Consider the following 19,689-nt stretch of genomic DNA (forward strand, 5'->3'; position numbering starts at 1 on the left):
AGCCGTGGGCTCCGCGTCCGTCGTCCGGTCCTCGCTCGTCGCCCTCGGTCGGATCGTATATGTTCGGGGAGCGGTACGGCGGCAGTGATGACAGCACCGTCGGAACGCGCTCCGACACCTGGGGGAACAGACCGCGGCCTCTCGACCGTCAGAACCCTGCTCGTCGCGCTCCTCGTTCTCGGCGGATCGGTGGGAGGGGCGTTCGCCCTCGGCGTCGTCGGGGCGCCGTCGGTCGTCGGCGTCGAGAATCGCTTCGGCGAGGTGACCAACGAGACCACGACGATCGAGAGCGACCTACAGGTGAACAACCCCAACCCGATCGGCGTCAGTCTGGGCGGGACGACGATCGACTACGGGGTCTCGATGAACGACGTGTCGATGGCCAGCGGGACCAAGGAGGGCGTCTCGGTCGGCACCGGCAACACCTCGGTCCCGTTCACGACGGAACTGGACAACTCGAGGATCCCCGCCTGGTGGGTGACCCACGTCCGAAACGGAGAGCACACCGACCTGCGGGTCGACGCCACGGCGACCTCCTCGCTCGTGGGGCAGAGCTACACGACGCAGGTGTCCCGCGACGTGAACACGTCCGTCATCGAGGCGTTCCGCACGGACGAGCCGAAACCGCTGAACGCGAGTTCCCCCGTCGTCTCTGACCCGGTCTTGATCCTCGAACGCACCGAGGCCGAGTGGGGAACCGTGAACGAGGAGCGGACGGAGATCGGGATGACGCTGCACCTCCACAACCCGAAGGCGTACCCGATCGTCGTCTCGGAGATCGGCTACGACATCTACATGAACAACATCACGATGGGAAGCGGCGAGGCCGCCCGCACCACGACCATCGGTCCCGGCGAGACGGTGGCCGTCGAGGCGACGACCGTGATCCGAACGGGGACGCTCGACGAGTGGTGGGTGTCGCACCTCCGGCGAAACCAAGTGACGGACCTGCGGATGCCGTTCTACCTCGTGATCGACCTCTCCAACGGCGGCGGCGGCGAACAACGGATCGAACTCGATAGCTACGAGCGGACGATCGAGACGGACGTGTTCGGAACGAAGCCCGCCGACTCGGGAGTGGACACCGGGTCGAACGGCTCGAGCGACGGTGACGGATCCACCGACGGATCCACCGACGGAACGCCGACGGACACGCCGACCGGGACCCCGACCCCGTCGTCAACGCCGACAGCGACGCCGACTGCAACGCCGACAGCGACGCCGACTAGCACTCCCACGGGAACGACGACGGACGACGGCGGACTCTTCTGACCGGGGTCGCTCGCCGCGTCTCGGACCGGTTCCGATCCCGTTCCCGCTGTTTCCTCTGTGTGTTCGGTGTTCGAGCGTGGGAACCGACGATCGAGGACTGTCGAGTGTCGACCGCCGACCGTTAACCGACGACTGCCGACGACCTCGTCCGAAGCCGCGCACGGAACTCGCCAGCGCCGACAAGGCTTTGTCCTCGGGCGGACACGTCCGGGTATGTTCCGGAGTCCATCCGCTCCTGATCGAGTTCTCGGACGGTAACGTAACCGCCTCCCCGGACGGCGATGGCATCGTCGTGGAGGTGGACGGGCAGACGCACGAACTGACACGCGAGGCCGCGGCCGACCTGCTGGAGTCGCTGGGGGACGCGTTGACCGAGCGTCGGGAGTTCTTCCGCACCGCCGGCGAGTTTCGCACCGACGGGAGCTACGTCGTCTCGCGCAAGGCCGCCGACTCCGCGGGCAACGCGAAGGTGTTCGACTCCTTCGACGCGCTCGTCCGGCTGTACGACCGGCTGCCGGACCGGTTCGACGCCGACGACGTGGGCCGAACCGGGATCACCGGCTCGCGGCGACACATGCTGATCCGGCACTTCGCCGAACACCCGGCGTTCGACTGTCGGATCCGGCGTCGAAACCCCCTCAGCGCAGAGAAGGCCGAGCACGACGGGGGGACTGAGACGGTTGCCGAGGCGGAGGAGTAGGGCCGCGACCGCGAACGCGTCGCGGTCGGGGACCTCGCTGGGTCGCCGTTCCGCCGGGGTCTTCCTGCGATCGACCTCGCTCCCCGCTCGCTTTCCGGGACCTCCCGGTGGTCGGTCCCGCTCTTTTATCGGCGGCGCGGCACGGAGACCGCGCCGCCGGTACCCGAGACGCTCGGCTCCGCCTCGCGTCCCGCCCTACTCGATCGTCACGAACTCGTTCTCCTCGTTGAGCGCGAGGTTCGCGGACACCTCCGCGATCCGCATCGCGTACTGGGCGGTCTCCTGGAGGCTGACGAGCACCTCGCGCACCTGCAGCAGCTGTGCGTTCGACATCTCCGGGAGGTCGGCGAGGATGTCCTGCTCGCGGTCCTTCAGCTCCTGGAAGAGGTACTTCACCTCGATAGTGAGCGCGTAGTCGCGCTTGACCGCCGACTCGACGGCCATCTCGGTGATCTCGTCGACCTGATCGGTGAAGTCGCGGATGCGCCGCATCGTCGACTCGTCCACGTCGAGGGTGTTGCCCTCGGCCTCCATCGCGATCTCGGCGATGTCCTCGGCGTTGTCCGCGATGAGTTCGAGGTTCTTCGCGATCGAGCGGTAGCCGATGAGCGGGAACCCGGAGTCCAGCCCGACGGCGCGCGCGAGGTTCGGGTTCTGGTAGGCCGTGAAGATGAGCCGCAGGAGGAGGACGAAGATCTTGTTCGCCTGCCGCTCGCGGTTGAGCGCGCGCTGGGCGAGGTCGGCGTTGCCGTGCGCGAGCGCCTTCACCGCCTCCCCGCGCATCGTCGAGCCGGTGTTCTCCAGACGCTCCAGCAGGTTGTCGAGCGTGAAGTCCTCGGGGTCCACCGAACACCGAATGGCGATGTTCTCCGGCGTCTCCTCGATCACGCCCAGCCCCATGAGCTGGGTCTCGGCCTTGTACACCGCGTTGATGTGGTCCGAGCCGAGCGCGCCCTCCTTCGTGGTGATGTTGATGACGCGCCGCCCGAGCACGTACTGCGCGAGGATCGCGCGCTCCAGCGCGTCCGCGTCGAGGTTGTCGGCGTGCAGCGTCGCCTCCGCGTCCTCGGTGCTCGCGGACTCGGGCAGCACCGTCAGCGTCCCCTTGCCGCCCATCCGGAGCGACACCTCGTCGCCCTTCTCCACGTTCTGTTCTTTCGCCCACTCGGCCGGCAGCGTCATCGCCAGCGTCGAGGGGCCCAGCCGCTGGACCTTCCGCGTCTCCATACGCGAGGCGAGTCTCTATACGACCTTAACCTTGACCCTATGTCCATTATATACTTGGGCGATTATGTAAGGATCGACCCTCCGGTTCAAGTGCGGGCCGGCGACGAGACTCACACGACCTTCATCATCCGGCGCTCGAAGCGCCCGACCCGCACCTTCACCCACCCCCGGAGCGCTTCGTCGAGTTCGGGGTCGTCGGTGTCGACGCGCAACACCCGCAGGTCGTCGAGCTTGTCCCGCGAGGCGACGATCTCCAGATCGCACTCGCGGATCACCGCCGGCGACAGCTGGGGGTTGCCGCGGCCGAAGACGAACCCCTGTCCGCCGATGGGGGTGACGACGATGACGTTGTCCTCGCCCAGCGAGTCGAGGATCTCTGCCTCCGCGGCGTCGAGCGCGAGCACGTCGCCGTCCCGGTACACGTCGACGCCGATGGGCGACCCCTCGAACCCCAACTGCTCCTTCACCTCGCCGACGGTCGAGCCGGGGCCGAGCACCCACGTCGTCTCCGGGCGCGCGCGAACGTCGTCGGCGACGCCGGTCGCCAGCGACTCGACGGTGCCGCCGCCGGTCTGCTTGCCCGACTGAAGCCGCTCGGCGACGGGGACGTGCGCGACGGCGCGCAGTTCGGGGTGGACCTCCCCCTCGCGATAGTCGTCCTCGTCGATGTCCATCACCTCGCGGCGCTCGGCGCGCTCGAACGTCGTGGCCACGTACGCGGCGTCCTCCGGGGAGACGGCGAACACCGACGAGTACACCTTCACGCCCGCGGGAACGCCGAGCATCGGGACGTCGCTCCCCTCCAGCGCCTCCGCCACGTCCGCGGCGGTGCCGTCGCCGCCGACGAACAACACGAGGTCGACGCCGGCCTCGCGGAACGCGTCGACGGCGCGGCGGGTGTCCTCGGCGTCGCTTCCCGCATCGCTGTCCGCGGGTTCGCCGAGCACCTCCGGGGCGAAGCCGGCCTCGCGGGCCTCGGTCGCCCCCATCGGATCACCCCACGCCAGCAGTTCGGCGTCGGGGGCGCGCTCGGCGAGGGCGTCGAGCGCTCGGCGGGCACGGTCGGGTGCCCGCGGCTCGGCGCCGCGGGCGCGGGCCTCGGCGACCTTCCCGTCGGTGCCCTTCAGCCCGACCCGGCCGCCCATCCCCGCGACGGGGTTGAGCAGGAACCCGATTCGCATGTCGATCGGAGGACGCGCCGGCGACAAAAGCCCGCCGGCTCGACGGGATCGCGTCGCTGTCGGGGAGGCGGTTCACTGCCGAAGGAGAACGGAGTCGGTTCGGGAACGAGCGGACGAACGAACGCTGTGCGGACCGCTTACAGGAGCGAGAGGTCCAGCGCGTACGGCCACGGCGCCGACGAGAGCGCGAGGAACGCCAGGGACGCGCCCGCCATGACGGCGTTCTTGAGGAACGAGGTCATCTCGTCCTGCTGCTGGTCCTCGGGCACCACCCAGAAGTCGTGGATCGTGACCGCCGACACCAGCAGGAACACCGCGAGCCCGCCGGCCGCGAGCGTGACGAACGCGCCCGTGGCGACGCCCAGCCCGCCGAATATCAACAGGCCGCCGGAGAACAGCGTCGCGAGCCGGGGCGCGGGGATCCCCTTCGCCTCCGAGTAGCCCGCGAGGCCGTCGGTCATCATGAAGTGATTCAGTCCCATGAACGCGAGGACGAAGCCGAACAGGAGCCGCGCGAGGAGGAAGACCTCCGCGGAGCCGGCGCTGTTGAACAGGTCTGACGCACCCTGAAGCAGGATCGTATCGAGCATCACTCCTCCGTACACGTCGCACCGACTTATTATTTCCCTGACATAGAAGTAACCGGGTTACGCCCGCGTTACCGTTACCTTGGAACCCGTAGAAGACTCTCAGGGGCAGGTATCTCGAACTCGCCCTCGGTCCAGCGACCGTGGCGTTCCTATATAGTCAGAATTCTATCAATGGATCGAGGAGCCGCGACGGTCGCGACCCGACCGCCGGTGGCGACGGAGGTTTCCCCGTCCGGCCCCACCAGTCACCCATGTACACGGGGCGAACCGAGCAGCCGTGTTGCCTGTGTGATTCCCCGGAAACGGCCGCTCGGATCGACATCCCGCCGCGAGCGGTTCAGTTGATGAAACACTCCGACCCGATCGCTTGGCGGGACATCGTCGGTGAGGTGTCGATCCACTTCTGTGAGTCCGACTGGGAGACGGTCACGGACCTCGTCGTCGACCTCGGCATGAACCCGCTCTCGCGGTGTAACGTCGCACGGGCGTCCTTCGACCTGCGCGAGGACTTCGAGGCGCTGTTGAACGACACCCGCGACGAGCCCGATCAGACCGAGTTGGAGGCGCGGATGCTCGCGGACGCGGAGGAGACGCTGGCGGCCGTCGACGACCCGATGACCGAGGAGCGGGCCGTCGTCGAGGCGCACGTAGTGATCGACTCGCTGGCCGAGTTCGGCGTCGCGTCGGCGTGACGAGCGCTCGGTCGTGTCGGACGATTGGTGTGTCGATGTGGGTGCACGTCGGTGATAGGCTTTTATCGGTGCCCGATGTATCACACCCGAGACCAGATGTCACTCCGTGGGGTTATCGACGCCGTCAAGGGTCGGGAGAAGCGCCTGACGGTGTTCGATCCGCCGAACGACGACGCGGTCGCGGAACTTCGCGAGTACTTCGCCTCCCAGGCCGTCCGGATCGAGGAGGGCACCACCGACAGCGGTCTCTCGGGATACGTCGTGCTCTCGGACGAACACGACGACGAAGTGCTCGCAGCCGTCGACCTCCGGCACCTCGAGGGTGACGTCGCGGTCGGGCCGGGCGAGGAGTCCGCGTTCGCACCGATCCTCGAACACCTCGACGGGACGACGTTCACCTCCTACGACATCCCACGGATGATGGCGGCGACCCGGGAGATGGAGGACCGCGCGTGGCGCGTGGGGTCGGGTGAGCTCCACGCCGGGTTCCAACGCGTCGAGGCGATCCGCGCGCAGAAGGGCGTCTACGAGGACCTCGCGACCGAGGACATCGACGTCCACGCCTACTGTGCCCCGAGCGACGACGCGCCCGATATCGAGGGCGTGTCGATACATCAGGAGGACACCGACGAGATCCGGCGCTCGTGGTTCGTCGCGTTCGACGGGGGCGGCGACCCCGCCGACGCCTGTCTGCTCCTCGCCGAGGAGCGCGGCGAGCCCGACGACCGCCGATTCTACGGGTTCTGGACCTACGAGCCGACCACCGTCGCGACGGTGATCGACCACCTCCAGGAGGCGTACGCGATCCCCGCGTAGCGTTCCGTCGCGATCGGCGACTCCCGGACGCGGTCCGGTTTCACACAGATTATATGCGTCCCTGACTGAACGTTCAGACAAGACCGATGTCACGCCGCCCACAGACGCTTGTGATCGCAGCACTACTGATCCTCTCCGCGGTCGGCGCGGGGTTCGTCGGGGTCGCCACCGCCGACGAGGACCCCCGGTTCGAGACGGACGTGTCGGAGCCGGTGCTCCAGCCCGGGACGACCCAGGAACTCACCGTCGAACTCACGAACGACGCCGCCGACCGCGACGACGACGTCGAGCCGGCGCTCGACGTGAACGCCACGGTCGGGGATATCGACGGGATCGACGTGCTCTCGGCCACCAGGGAACTCGGCCGAATGAGCGACAGCGCCACCCGATCGGTGACGGTACAGATCGACGTCGCGGCCGACATTCCCGGCGGGGAACACCGGGTCCCGATCACCGTCAAGTACCGCGACGAGGACGACGAGGACGAGGTGCTCACGACGACGGTGTACGCGACGGTCCGCGTGCAGGAACGCGCTCGGTTCCAGCTCGAGGACGTCGAGTCGGCCGCCCCGGTCGGCGGGTCGGGCACCGTCGCGGTGACGGTTCGCAACGTCGGCGGGGAGTCGGCCCGGAACGCGGTGCTCGCGCTCCAGTCGGGCAACGACGACCTCACCTTCGGTCGCTCCGCGAGCGCGCGTCGGTTCGTCGGCACGCTCGGCCCGAACGAGACCCGGACCGTCGAGGTCGACGCGTCGCTCGTCGAGTCGGCCGAGACGCGTGAGTACGCCGTCGACGCGACCGTCGAGTACGAGGCCGAGGGCGGCGCGTCGGCCACCTCGCGTTCGCTCTCGTTCGGCGTGGTTCCGCTGCCCGAACAGGCGTTCGGGGTCGACGACCTCGCAAGCACCCTCCGGGTCGGCGAGGAGGGACAGGTAACCGGCACCGTGACCAACACCGGCGAGCAGACCGTGACGAACGCGGTCGTCCTGTTCGAGACGACGAACCCGAACGTCTCGCCGCTGGAGTCGGAGGTCGCCGTCGGAACGCTCGAACCGGGCGACTCCGCCGAGTTCGCGTTCGACATCGAGGTGTCGGACGCCGCCGAGGCGGGACCCCGCCAGTTCACGCTGCGCGTCCAGTACCGAGACGACGAGGGAACCCAGCGGACCGGCGACTCGATCGACGCGCCGGTCTCGATCGCCGAGTCGCGCGACGAGTTCGACGTGAGTGCCGTCAACGGGACGGTCGAGGTCGGGAGCGGCGGGACGTTCAGCCTCGAGGTGACGAACAACCTCGAGGAGACGATTCGCGACGTGTCGGCGAAGCTGTTCCTCGACGCGCCGCTGTCGTCCGGGGACGACGAGGGGTTCATCGACGCGATCGAGCCCGGCGAGACGAGGGAGGTGACGTTCGACCTCTCCATGGCCGGCACCGCGACCGCCGGCAAGACGTACCCCGCGAGCGTCGACTTCCGATACGAGACCGACGACGGTGACACCCTGCTCTCGGACACGTACAGGGTGCCGGTCGAGGCGGCCGAGCCGAGCGGGGACGGCCTGCCGGTCGGCGCAATCGGGATCGCGGCGGTCGTCGTGGTCCTCGGGATCGGCGTCGCCGTCTACCTCCGGCGCAACAGATGAGCGACGAGGGGATCACCGCCGCGGTCGCCACGGAGATCACGGAGCGTCCCGGGCGGATCGTCGCGGCGTTCCTGCTGCTCACGCTGGTGTTCGCCGGCGGACTGGCGAACGTCTCGACGGCCGCCGGCACGGAGCAGTTCACCTCGGGGATCCCCGCCGAGGAGGCGCTGTCGGACATCCAGCGGGACTTCGGGCCGTCGTTCGCCGACGACACCGGCTCGACACAGCTCGTCCAGCGGGACCGGAACGTCCTCTCGAAGCCCGCGCTGTTGCGGATGCTCGAGGCGCAAGACCGGCTTCAGGAGACGGACGGCCTGCGCGTGGTCGGGGTGTCGTCCCCGGCGGCGACGATCGCGCGGACGATCGACCCGAACGCGACCACGACCGAGGCGCAGATCCGTACGCTCGAACGGTCGACCCCCACGGAGATCGATCGGGCGGTCCGCGAGAACGCGGACAATCAGGCGTTCACCGGCGGCGTGTCCGACGACTTCAACGCGAAGTCGGCGTCGGCGTCGGCCACGATCGGCGTCGTGACCCACGAGATACCCGGCGCGGGAAGCGGCGGCGCGGCCGCCGGGCAGAGCGGCTCCAGCCCGCTGACCGACATCCAGCTCCGGAGCCAGCGCGTCGTCGACACCGTCGGCGGCGACATCACGGTCTTCGGGTCCGGGATCATCTCCGCCGAGTTCTCGTCGGTGATCACCGACTCGCTGCTCATCGTCACCCCCGCGGCGGTCCTGCTGATCATCGGCTTTCTGATCGTCGCCTACCGCGACCTCATCGACCTCCTGTTGGGGTCGTTCGCGCTGCTGTTGGCGGTCGTGTGGACGTTCGGGTTCCTCGGGCTCGTCGGGATCCCGTTCAGCCAGATGATGATCTCGGTGCCGCCGCTGCTGCTCGCGGTCGGGATCGACTTCGGCATCCACGCGGTGAACCGGTACCGTGAGGACCGGGAGGACGGCCACGGCGTCGTTGACGCGATGGACCTGGCGGTCCGGCAGCTCCTCGTGGCGTTCTTCATCGTGACGGGGACGACGGTCATCGGCTTCCTCGCGAACCTCACGTCCGACCTCACGCCGATCCGGGAGTTCGGTCTGGTCGCGGCCGCGGGCATCCTGTTCACCTTCCTCCTGTTCGGGATCTTCCTCCCGGCCGCGAAGGTGCTCATCGACCAACGTCGCGACGCCATTCCCATCCCGACGTTCTCCCAGACGCCGCTCGGCGCCGAGGGGAGCGGACTCGCGAGCGTGCTCCGCGTCGGCGTCTCCGTCGGCGAGCGCGCGCCGCGGGTGTTCCTCGCGCTCGTGGTCGTCCTCACGGCGGTCTCGGGCGGCTACGCGGCGGGGATCTCCACGTCGTTCTCGCAGGAGGACTTCCTGCCGCCGGAAGAGACGCCCGACTACCTGCAGGAACTCCCCGAGCCGTTCGCTCCCAGCGACTACTCGGCCGTCGCGACGCTCAACTTCCTCGAGGAGAAGTTCACCGCGAGCCAGGGCGGGTCGGTCACGATCTACGTCGAGGGCGACATGGAGGACTCGACGAGGCTCGAGGAGATCCATCGGATGGGGAAGGATCCGCCGAGCACGTTCGTCTCGGAGGGCCGGCGTGCGGAGTCACAGAGCATCGTGACGGTGATCCGGCAGCGCGCCGCGTCGGACCCCGAGTTCCGCCGGCTCGTGAACCGCAACGACCGGAACGCGAACGGTATCCCCGACGACAACCTCGGGGAGATCTACGACTACCTGCTGTCGTCGTCCTCGCGCGATCGGGCGCTGCAGTACCTCTCCGAGGACCGACGGAGCACGCAGGTGGTGTACTCGACGGAGGCCGACGCCGACCAGTCGGCGGTGACGGCCGACGGACGCGCGGTCGCCGACCGCTATCGGGACACGAGCGGCGTCGCGGTCGCGACCGGCAGCACCGTGGTGTTCGCCGCCGTGTCGGACCTGATCTTCGTCTCCGCCGTCCAGAGCCTCGCCGTGGCGCTGTCGCTCACGGTGGTGTTCCTGGTCGTCATCTACGGCGTGATCGAGGGCCTGCCGTCGCTCGGCCTCGTCAACACCGTCCCGATCGTCGTCTCGGTCGCGCTCGTGGCGGCGACGATGCGGCTCGCCGGCATCGCGTTCAACGCGTTCACGGCGACGATCCTCTCGCTGACGATCGGGCTGGGGATCGACTACTCCGTTCACGTCGTCCACCGGTTCATCGACGAGCGCGGCGAACACGACCTCGTCACCGCGCTGGAGCGGACCGTCCGGGGAACCGGGGGCGCCCTCCTCGGGAGCATGCTCACGACGACGACGGGCATCGGCGTCCTCGTGTTCTCGGTGTTGAGCATCCTCGGACAGTTCGGGACGCTCACGGCGCTGTCGATCCTCTACTCGTTCCTCACGTCGATGCTGGTGCTCCCGTCGGCGCTGGTGGTCTGGGACGGGCTCAGGGGTCACGACCCCGACCGCCCGGTCGACACGGGCTCCGGGCTCTCGGTGTCGTTCCTCGACGGCGACGAGGGACCGGAGCCGACGGCCGCCGACTGAGGGCATCGCGGTCGGCGCTCCGGCCCGGCCGCTATCGACGGATCGTGAACCCCTCCTCCCCGTCCGGTTCGCCGTGCTCGACCGCGACGTCCTCGACGAGCGCGCTCGGGCTTCCGGTGTGGCACCACTCGACCAGTTCCTCGACGGCGTCGCGGGATCCCTCGAACACCGCCTCGACGCGCCCGTCGTCGAGGTTGCGAACCCAGCCGTCGACGCCCCGTTCGCGCGCGGCGTCGCGAGTGTTCGCCCGATAGAACACTCCCTGTACTCGCCCGGACACGAACACGTGTGCGCGGACCCGGTCCGTCGCGTCGCCGGTCGTTCCCGTGTCGTCGCTCATACCCGTCGGTGGGCGACCGAGGGTCGAAAAGCCGGCGGCCGTTCGCCGGCCGTCCGTGGGTCGGGACGCGAGCACGTCGGAACCGCGCTGGCGGAGGCGCTCCCGTGACGACCGCCACGACGTGCCGGAACCGCGAACCATTCAACCCCACGGCGACACGCTCCCGACGAGATGTCTCCACGGATCCGACTTCGAACCGATCCCGTCACCCGGATCGGATCGTGAGCGACCCGGTCGGAGGCCGCCGGTACGTGGCCGCGCTCGCGCCGCTCGCGGCGTCGGCCATCTGGGGCGGGATGTACGTCGTGAGCAAGTGGGGGTTCGACCTGATCCCGCCGCTCACGCTCGGGTTCCTCCGCGTCGTCGTCGGCGCCGTCGCGCTGTACGCGGTCGTCCATGCCCGTGGCGTCACGGTCGACCGGGCGGACTACCGGGGGTTCGCCGTCCTCGGCGGGTGGGTGGCCGTCACTATCGCCAGCCAGTTCCTCGGCACGGAGTTGACGAACGCCAGCCAGGGCTCGCTGTTGACGGTGCTGACCCCCGTCTTCACGGTCGTCCTCGGCGCGGCGGTGCTCGGGGAGGAGGTGACCCGGCGGTCGGCCGGGGGGATGGCGCTCGCCGCCGCCGGCACGCTCCTCGTGCTCGCCGGGCAGTACGACCTGACGCGTCTCGGCGGCGCGAGCGCGGCCGGAGTGGGCGCGCTCGTCCTCGCGAGCCTCGCGTGGGCCGGCTACACCGTTTGGGGAGTGCCGCTCGTCCGCAAGTACTCGGCGCTCACGGCGGCGACGTACTCCTGTCTCGCATCCCTGCCCGTGCTGGCGGTACTGTCGGCCGCGGAGCTGGCGGTGCGGTCGCCGCCGCTCGCGGCGATGGCGTCGCCGGGCGCGCTGCTCGCCGTCGCGTACCTCGGCCTCGGCTCGACGGCTGCGGCGTGGTACCTCTGGTACAAGGGGCTGGAGACGGTGTCCGCGGGCACCGTCGCGGCGTTCTTCTTCGCCCAGCCACTCGTCGGCGCGGCGCTCGGCGCCGCGCTGCTCGGGGAGGCGATCGGGCCCTGGTTCGTCGTCGGGGGTGCGACGATGGCGGCGGGGATCTGGCTGGTGAGCACCGCCGCCGACGGGATCTGACCGGCGGCGGCGTGCGAGCCATCTCGACGCCGGCGGCTCGACGTGGGCTGACAGACGACGGCGTCGCCACGTGTCGGTTCCCCGGCGCGTGCCGTCGCACACCCGCTCCCGCGCCGGGGCCGCGGTCAGCGCATCGGGACGTGTGGTCCCGGCATCGGATTTGAACCCTCGCCGGCGACCGCCGTCGCCTCCCTTCGGGGCCGGTTCGGGACCGAGGGAGTCTTGGGCACAGCCACGGACGGTCCGGTATGGACCTGTTCGGAACCGCCGGCATCCGCGGCGACGTCACCGAGCGCGTCACGCCGGAGCTCGTCCTCGACGTGGCGCGGGCGCTCGGCGATCACGCCCGTGAGGCCGGCGACCGGGAGTTCGTCGTCGGACGGGACGGGCGCGTCACCGGCCCCGCGTTGGCGGCCGCCGCCGAGGCGGGCCTCGCGTCGGCGGGCGCAACGGTTCGCCGGATCGGTCAGGTGCCGACCCCGGCGCTGGCGTTCGCCTCGCGAGGGCGCCGCGGCGTCATGCTCACCGCCTCGCACAACCCGCCGACCGACAACGGCGTCAAGGCGTTCGTCGACGGCGTCGAGTACGGCGAGGCCGCGGAGACGGCAATCGAGGGGCGCGTTGCCGACGGCGTCGACCCGACCGACTGGGACGAATGGGGAGACGGCGTCGACGGGGACGTGCTCGACGCGTACCGCTCGGCGGTCGTCGAGTACGCCCGCGGGTTCGGTGCCGACCCCGAGGGCGTCCGCGTCGCCGTCGACTGCGGCAACGGGATGTCCGCGGTCGCGACCCCGCAGGTGCTGCGGGAACTGGGCGCCGACGTGGTGACGCTCAACGCCACCGTCGACGGCCACTTCCCTGGACGCGAGTCGAAGCCGACGCCCGAGTCGCTGACGGACCTCCGGGAGTTCGTCCGCGACGGGGGCGCGGAGTTCGGCATCGGCCACGACGGCGACGGCGACCGGATCGTCGTCGTCGACGGCGACGGCGAGGTCGTCCACGAGGACACGGTGCTCGCGATCCTCGCCGAGCGGTACGTCCGGGCGAGCGACGCCGCGGACCCGGTCGTCGTGACGACGCCGAACGCCTCGGGCCGCATCGACGAGCGCGTCGAGTCGGCGGGCGGGCGCGTCGAGCGCGTCGCGCTGGGATACCTCCACGACGGCATCGCGTCCGTTCGCGAGTCCGGCGGCGACGTGGCCTTCGCGGCCGAGCCGTGGAAGCACGTCCACACCGACTTCGGAGACTGGATCGACGCCGTCGCCAGCGCGGCGGTGGTGACTCGGCTCGTCGCCGAGGAGGGGCTGGAGGGGCTGCGAGCGCCCGTCACCGAACGACCGTACCGGAAGGTCAGCGTCGCCTGCCCCGACGACGACAAGGCCGCCGCGATGGACCGGCTCGCGGAGACGCTGCCGGCGGCGTTCCCCGACGCCGAGGTGGACCCGGAGTACGGCGTCCGGCTCACGTTCCCCGACGCCTCGTGGACGCTCGTTCGCCCGTCCGGCACGGAGCCGTACGTCCGCGTCTACGCGGAACACGACGACGTGGACCCGTTCGTCGAGGAGGTCGCCGGCGTCGTCGAGTCGGCCGTCGAAGCTGTCAGCTGAGCCGACGCTCGCCGGGGCGATGCGACGATTTTAACCCCTCTTCCGTCGGGATCGCACGTATGGACACTGACCGGTTCGACAGGCGGAAGTTCGTGAAAGGCGTCGGCGCGGCGAGCCTCGTCGGGCTCGCCGGCTGTTCGGGCGGCCCCGAGTCGGGCGGTTCCGACGGGGACTCGAACGGCGGCGGCTCCGACGGCTCCGACGGCTCGGACGGGTCCGACGAGACCGAGACGGAGACGGAGGCGTCCGGCTCGGAGACGACGAACATCGGGATGGTGTACGCGACCGGCGGGCTCGGCGACGGCTCGTTCAACGACCAGGCCCAGACGGGGATCCAGCAGGCCGCCGACGAGTTCGACCTCTCGTACGACGAGTCCGAGCCCGACTCCGTGTCGCAGTTCAGCACCTACCAGACCCAGTACGCGCAGTCGACCGACCCCGACTACGACCTCGTGTCGTGCATCGGCTTCCTGCAGGCGGACGCGCTCTCACAGACCGCGCCCGACTACCCAGACCAGGACTTCATGATCGTCGACAGCGTCGTCGACGCCGACAACGTCCGCTCGTACACGTTCAAGGAACACGAGGGCTCGTACCTCGTCGGCCAGCTCGCCGGCCTGCTCACGAGCCGGTCGTTCTCCGCGGGCGACTCCTCCACCTCGGGCGACTCCACGAACGTCGGCTTCGTCGGCGGCGTCGAGTCCTCGCTCATCGCGAAGTTCGAGGCCGGCTTCACCGCCGGCGTCAAGGCCGCCAACGAGGACGTCGACGTCCAGACCACGTACACCGGCAGCTTCTCGGAGCCCTCCGCCGGCCAGGAGGCCGCGCTGTCGATGTACAGCTCCGGCGCCGACATCATCTACCACGCGGCTGGGAACACCGGCGTGGGGGTCTTCCAGGCCGCCCGCGACGAGGGCAAGTTCGCCATCGGCGTCGACCGCGACCAGTCGGTGACGACCGATTACCAGGACGTGATCCTCGCGTCGATGGTCAAGCGCGTCGACACCGCCGTCTACAACGCCGCGGAGACGACCGTCAACGGAAACTTCGAGGGCGGCACGGCGACCAGCCTCGGTCTGGCCGAGGACGGCGTCGACATCGTCTACGGCACCGAACTCGGCGACCAGATCCCCGACGAGGTGGCCTCGGAGGTCCAGTCGTCGCGCGAGGCCATCGTCGACGGCGAGATCTCCGTCCCCGACAGCCCCGAGTAACCCTCTCCCTCACGCTCGCTGCGTGAGAACGGGGCGATCGTCGTGGACCGGACTCGAATCGATCTCTCGTATTCCACCGATACCGTGTGGTACATCGTCCGACTGTCCGAATTCCTGAACGGTCGTTCCGACGAAACGCGCCGTTTATCCCGTCCCCGCCGAAACGCTCGGTGACATGACGGAGGCCGTCCGCCTCGACTCGATAACGAAGCGCTTCCCCGGCGTCGTCGCAAACGACGACGTCACGCTCTCGGTCGAGCGGGGGACGGTCCACGCCCTCCTCGGCGAGAACGGCGCGGGCAAGACCACCCTGATGAACGTCCTCTACGGGCTGTACGAGCCGACCGAGGGTGACGTGTACGTCGACGGGGACGGCCTGACGTACGACGACGACGGCGCGGTCGCCGACGCGCCGCGACGGTTCGACTCCCCCGGCGACGCGATCGACGCCGGCGTCGGGATGATCCACCAGCACTTCATGCTTGTCGACCCGATGACCGTCGCCGAGAACATCACGCTGGGCAACGAGCCGCGCAAGTGGGGCGGCCTCGCCGTCGACCGCGACGCCTCCCGGGAGGCCGTACTGGAGCTGTCGGAGCGGTACGGCTTCGACGTGGAGCCGGACGCCCGCATCGAGGACATCGGCGTCGGCGTCCAACAGCGCGTCGAGATCCTGAAGGCGCTGTATCGCGGCGCGGAGGTGCTCATCCTCGACGAGCCGACGGCGGTGCTCACCCCGCAGGAGGTCGAGGACCTGTTCGATGTGCTCGAGGAGCTGACCGACGCGGGGAAGACGGTCATCTTCATCACGCACAAGCTGGGCGAGGCGCTGGAGGCGGCCGACGAGGTGACGGTCCTTCGCGACGGGCGCAACGTCGGAACCGTCGGGACGGCCGACACGACCCGCGAGGAGCTCGCGGAGCTGATGGTCGGCCGCGAGGTGATGCTGGAGACGGAGACGCCCCCCGCGACCCCGGGCGAGACGGCGCTCTCGGTCGAGGGCGTCACCGCCGTCGACGACCGCGACGTGGTGGCCGTCGACGACGTCTCCTTCTCCGTCCGCGAGGGCGAGGTGTTCGGCATCGCCGGCGTCGACGGCAACGGACAGTCGGAGCTCGTGGAGGTCGTCACCGGACTCCACTCCCTCGAGGAGGGTCGCGTCGAACTCGCGGGGCGCGACGTGACGCACGCCTCTCGCCGGGAGCGGACCCGCGCGGGCATGGCGTACATCCCCGAGGACCGCCAGGACCGCGGGCTCGTGATGGACTTCGATCTCACGGAGAACGGCGTGCTCGGTTCCCAACACGACGCTCCGTTCGCCGAGCGCGGCCGCCTCGACTGGGACCGTGCCGAGGGGCACGCGAGCGAGATCATCGAGGAGTACGACGTCCGCCCCCCGGACGCCGACGCCGAGGCGAAGTCGCTGTCGGGGGGCAACCAGCAGAAGTTCATCGTCGGTCGCGAGTTCTCGCGGGAGCCGTCGTGCATCGTCGCGTCGCACCCGACCCGCGGGGTCGACATCGGGTCGACGGAGTTCATCCACGACCGGCTCGTCGACCTCCGCGACGAGGGCCGGGCGGTGCTTCTGGTCTCCTCGAAGCTCGACGAGGTCCGCGGGCTCTCCGACCGCCTCGCGGTGATGTACCGCGGCCGGATCGTCGACGTGGTCGATCCCGACGAGGTGACCGAGGAGCAGCTCGGGCTCATGATGGCCGGCGAGCGCCCCGAGGACGTCCCGCGCGCCGAGCGTGTCGCCGACGCCGGACCTCGTTCGCGAGACGACGCGGACGCGGAGGTGGCGGATGACTGACGCCGACGGGGGTGGATCGGACGACTCGGTCCCCGCTCGACTCCCTCGCGACCGGCTGTTCGACGCGCTCGACCGCCTCGTCGCCGCGAGCGCGACCGAGCGGCTGTTCATCTCGGGGTCGGCGCTGCTGCTCTCGGTGGCGATCGGCTTCCTCCTCATCCTCGTGGCGGGACGGATGACCTCGTGTGGGTCGGCGGCGTACTCGGTGTTCGGTGTCGGCTTCTGTTACGACCCGTTCGTGGTGTACGACAGCCTGTTCCTCGGCGCGTTCGGCGACTTCCTCGCGAACCCGCTCAACGGACAGTTCGCCACGACGATCTCGGAGACCACAGTCCTCGTGTTCACCGGGATCGCCGTCGCGGTGGCGTTCAAGGCCGGCGTGTTCAACATCGGCGGGCAGGGCCAGCTCGTGTTCGGCGCGCTCGCCAGCGCGCTCGTGGTGTACGGGTTCTCCGGCGCCGTGTCGGGGCTCGTCGGCACGCTCGTCCTCGTCCCGTTGGGACTCGCAGTCGGCGCGTTCGTCGGGGGGATCTGGGGCGCCATCCCGGGCGCGCTGAAGGCGTACGCCGACGCCAACGAGGTGATCACGACGATCATGCTCAACTTCGTCGCCACCTCGTTCGCGCTGTATCTCGCCTCGGGGCCGTTCAAGGCCCCCGACAGCTTCGCCAACCAGACGCGGACGCTGCCCGAGTACGCGCTGTTCCCGCAGCCGCTGTTCCCCGGGCGCACCGACGCCTCGCTGTTGGCGCTGGCGCTGGCGATCGCCGTCGCCGTCGGGATCGCGTACCTGCTGCGCGGGACCTCGTTCGGCTACGACGTGCGAACGAGCGGCATCCAGCCGGAGGCCGCCGAGTACGGCGGCGTCAACGCCGCGCGGACGGTCGTCACCTCGATGGCGCTGTCGGGTGCGCTCGCCGGGATCGGCGGCGCGGTGTACGTCCTGACGATCGCGGGGAACTTCCAGACCGGCGTGCCGGACTACGGCTTCGACGGCATCACCGTCTCCATCCTCGCCGGCAACAACCCGGTCGGCGCCATCGCGGCGGCGCTGCTGTTCGGCGTGCTGAAGTCCGGATCCATCGTCGTCGACGTGGGGACGGACGTGCCGCCGCAGCTCGTGGGCGTCCTCCGCGGGCTCATCGTCCTGTTCGTGGCGATGCCGGAGTTCTTCCGGATGATCGGCCAGCGCGTCGACGTGCGGGACCGGTTCGGGGGGAGTCGCGACGCCGTCGCGACCGACGGGGGTGAGGAGGCGTGAGCGTCGTCGACGCCGTCGACGGGCTGGGAACGCGCACGCGGATCGCGGCGGCGAGCGTGGGGGTCGCGCTGCTCGCGGCCGTCGGGATCGCGCTCGCCGGCCACGCCGACGTGTTGCTCGCCGTCCTCGCGCTGCTGTTCCAGAAGTCGACGCTCGCGGCCGCCCTTCGGCTGTCGGTGCCCATCGCCTTCGCCGCGTTGGGCGGCATCTTCGCCGAGAAGTCCGGCGTCATCAACATCGGGCTGGAGGGGCTGCTCATCGTCTCGGCGTTCGGCGGCGTGTACGTCACCTCGATCACCGGATCGGTGTGGCTGGGCCTCCTCGGGGGCGTGCTCGCCTCGTCGCTGCTCGCCCTGCTGTTCGCGATCGTCTGCATCGAGTTCCGCGCCGACCAGATCATCGCCGGACTGGCGATCTGGCTCATCGCGCTCGGACTCGCCCCGTTCGCCTCCACGGTCGTGTTCGGGTCGACGAACGCGAGCGCGGGCGCGACGTTCCCCGGCATCGATCAACTCCTCGCGAACACGGGGATCCCGGTCGTCTCGACGACGGTCGTCGCCGGACTGGAGGCGCTCGCGGGGATCCCCTTCCTCGGTGCGCTGTTCGAGGCGTCGCCGGTGGTGTACCTGATGTTCGTCGCCGTCGCGGCGTCATGGTGGACGCTCAACCGCACCTTCTTCGGACGCTGGGTGCGCGCCTCCGGCGAGAACCCGAGAGCGCTCGACACGGCAGGCGTCGACGTCTCCCGGGTGCGCTACGCGGCGGTGATCCTCTCGGGCGTGCTCGCGGGGGTCGGCGGCGCGGCGCTGTCGCTGTCGCTCGGCCAGTTCGTCGGCAACGGCCCGACGATGGTCAACGGGAAGGGGTTCATCGCCATCGTGACGTACCTGCTCGGCAACTACAACCCGATCGGCGCGATGCTCTCGACGCTGCTGTTCGCGGGGCTGGACGCGCTTCAGCTGTCGCTACAGGGACAGAACGTGCTCGCGATCCCGCGCCCGCTCGTGCGGACCATCCCGTACGTGTCGGTCATCGTCGTGCTCGCGTTGTTCGGCCGGACGCGGCTGCCCGAGGCGGCCGGGGAGCACTACGAGTCCGGCGAGGAGTAGCGTCGTCGGTTTATTTCGCGACCGAACCGCGCTGTCCATCCGGCAGTTTCAGAACGAGGACAGCTTTGTTGTCGGTCGTGAACGTCTCAACCGCGCTCAAGTGGTCTGCGTACTATCACGTTCTGGCGTTCGGGGCCTCGTTGGTCGGGCTGGCCGTCGTCGCCGCCGGGCTGTTCCTCGGACTTGGCGACGCGGTCGCGGCGCTGTCGGGCGTCTCGCTCTCGCGACCGTCGAGTCTGACGGGCGTGCTCTCTGCCGTCTCCCCGGTCCCGCTGGTCGCCGGGGTCGCGGTGGGGCTGCTTCTCCGTCGCGTCGGTCGGACGGCCGCGTTCCTCCGCGTCCAGAGCCGCGCCGTCGAGGAGGGGGTCGACCTCCCGGTGGAGGCGCTGTCGAGTCGCGTGAGCGACCGTGTCAGCGACGACGTGGAGGCGGTCGTCGAGGGCGTCGCGGACGACGGGGGGACCGACTCCGTCGTGGGCGCAGCCGCCGAGGGCGGCTCCGAACGCGCTGAGACGGGCGTCGCCGACGGGGGATCGCACTGACCGGCCGCGGACTGACGA

At 69.8% G+C, this 19,689-nt stretch carries 17 protein-coding genes; 13 read left to right on the forward strand and 4 right to left on the reverse strand.

Translation table 11 applies throughout. The features are described from left to right. Positions 1–87 precede the first annotated feature (87 nt). Together GRX01_RS12040 and GRX01_RS12045 are read left to right on the forward strand one after the other, a co-directional pair. Entirely contained in the window at positions 88–1,272 is a 1,185-nt protein-coding gene (locus tag GRX01_RS12040) for an LEA type 2 family protein (protein ID WP_159667639.1), read from the forward strand. Positions 1,273–1,564: 292 nt separating this feature from the next. After that, positions 1,565–1,972: a DUF7528 family protein gene (locus GRX01_RS12045; RefSeq protein WP_394351384.1), complete on the forward strand. Its 408-nt coding sequence runs from the start codon at positions 1,565–1,567 to the stop codon at positions 1,970–1,972. Positions 1,973–2,167: 195 nt separating this feature from the next. On the opposite strand, the gene GRX01_RS12050 is transcribed toward GRX01_RS12045, so the two are convergent. The 3 genes from GRX01_RS12050 to GRX01_RS12060 form a co-directional block, all read right to left on the reverse strand. Further along, complete coding sequence (locus tag GRX01_RS12050; protein ID WP_159667642.1) at positions 2,168–3,199, reverse strand: phosphate signaling complex PhoU family protein; 1,032 nt, start codon at positions 3,197–3,199, stop codon at positions 2,168–2,170. A gap of 110 nt (positions 3,200–3,309) precedes the next feature. Next, a complete protein-coding gene (locus GRX01_RS12055; RefSeq protein ID WP_159667645.1) occupies positions 3,310–4,380 on the reverse strand; it encodes an ATP-NAD kinase family protein in 1,071 nt (356 codons plus the stop codon). A gap of 137 nt (positions 4,381–4,517) precedes the next feature. Further along, positions 4,518–4,970, reverse strand: a complete 453-nt coding sequence (locus tag GRX01_RS12060; protein WP_159667648.1) for a DoxX family protein — start codon at positions 4,968–4,970, stop codon at positions 4,518–4,520. 251 nt (positions 4,971–5,221) lie between these two features. Here GRX01_RS12060 and GRX01_RS12065 point away from each other — a divergent pair, with 251 nt between their 5' ends. The 4 genes from GRX01_RS12065 (at position 5,222) to GRX01_RS12080 (ending at position 10,658) form a co-directional block, all read left to right on the forward strand. Continuing rightward, on the forward strand, positions 5,222–5,662 hold the full coding sequence (locus tag GRX01_RS12065) for a hypothetical protein (RefSeq protein WP_159667651.1): 441 nt from the start codon (positions 5,222–5,224) through the stop codon (positions 5,660–5,662). Between the two features lie 96 nt (positions 5,663–5,758). Next, a complete protein-coding gene (locus GRX01_RS12070) occupies positions 5,759–6,478 on the forward strand; it encodes a DICT sensory domain-containing protein (RefSeq protein ID WP_159667654.1) in 720 nt (239 codons plus the stop codon). An 86-nt stretch (positions 6,479–6,564) separates the two neighbouring features. Continuing rightward, a complete protein-coding gene (locus GRX01_RS12075) occupies positions 6,565–8,118 on the forward strand; it encodes a COG1361 S-layer family protein (protein ID WP_159667657.1) in 1,554 nt (517 codons plus the stop codon). Then, positions 8,115–10,658, forward strand: coding sequence for an efflux RND transporter permease subunit (locus GRX01_RS12080; RefSeq protein WP_159667660.1), 2,544 nt, complete (start codon positions 8,115–8,117; stop codon positions 10,656–10,658). The genes GRX01_RS12075 and GRX01_RS12080 overlap by 4 nt, the downstream gene beginning before the upstream one ends. Before the next feature lie 31 nt (positions 10,659–10,689). Here the strand turns inward: GRX01_RS12080 and GRX01_RS12085 are convergent, their stop codons facing one another. Continuing rightward, entirely contained in the window at positions 10,690–10,998 is a 309-nt protein-coding gene (locus GRX01_RS12085) for an acylphosphatase (protein ID WP_159667664.1), read from the reverse strand. Between the two features lie 221 nt (positions 10,999–11,219). Between GRX01_RS12085 and GRX01_RS12090 the strand changes: the two genes are divergently transcribed. The 7 genes from GRX01_RS12090 (at position 11,220) to GRX01_RS12120 (ending at position 19,671) form a co-directional block, all read left to right on the forward strand. Further along, positions 11,220–12,125: a DMT family transporter gene (locus GRX01_RS12090; protein WP_321168067.1), complete on the forward strand. Its 906-nt coding sequence runs from the start codon at positions 11,220–11,222 to the stop codon at positions 12,123–12,125. Positions 12,126–12,373: 248 nt separating this feature from the next. After that, complete coding sequence (locus GRX01_RS12095; protein WP_159667667.1) at positions 12,374–13,735, forward strand: phosphomannomutase; 1,362 nt, start codon at positions 12,374–12,376, stop codon at positions 13,733–13,735. A gap of 59 nt (positions 13,736–13,794) precedes the next feature. Then, positions 13,795–14,949: a BMP family lipoprotein gene (locus GRX01_RS12100; protein WP_159667670.1), complete on the forward strand. Its 1,155-nt coding sequence runs from the start codon at positions 13,795–13,797 to the stop codon at positions 14,947–14,949. Positions 14,950–15,124: 175 nt separating this feature from the next. Next, on the forward strand, positions 15,125–16,759 hold the full coding sequence (locus GRX01_RS12105) for an ABC transporter ATP-binding protein (RefSeq protein ID WP_159667675.1): 1,635 nt from the start codon (positions 15,125–15,127) through the stop codon (positions 16,757–16,759). After that, entirely contained in the window at positions 16,752–18,020 is a 1,269-nt protein-coding gene (locus GRX01_RS12110) for an ABC transporter permease (protein WP_159667678.1), read from the forward strand. The genes GRX01_RS12105 and GRX01_RS12110 overlap by 8 nt, the downstream gene beginning before the upstream one ends. Next, complete coding sequence (locus GRX01_RS12115; protein ID WP_321168068.1) at positions 18,017–19,129, forward strand: ABC transporter permease; 1,113 nt, start codon at positions 18,017–18,019, stop codon at positions 19,127–19,129. Before GRX01_RS12110 ends, GRX01_RS12115 begins: the two co-directional genes overlap by 4 nt. A gap of 77 nt (positions 19,130–19,206) precedes the next feature. Next, the gene (locus tag GRX01_RS12120) at positions 19,207–19,671 is read left to right on the forward strand and encodes a hypothetical protein (RefSeq protein ID WP_159667681.1); all 465 of its coding nucleotides are present in this window, start codon (positions 19,207–19,209) and stop codon (positions 19,669–19,671) included. The last annotated feature ends 18 nt before the right edge of the window (positions 19,672–19,689 follow it).

The sequence above is a fragment of the Halobaculum saliterrae genome (assembly GCF_009831625.1).
Taxonomy (GTDB): domain Archaea; phylum Halobacteriota; class Halobacteria; order Halobacteriales; family Haloferacaceae; genus Halobaculum; species Halobaculum saliterrae.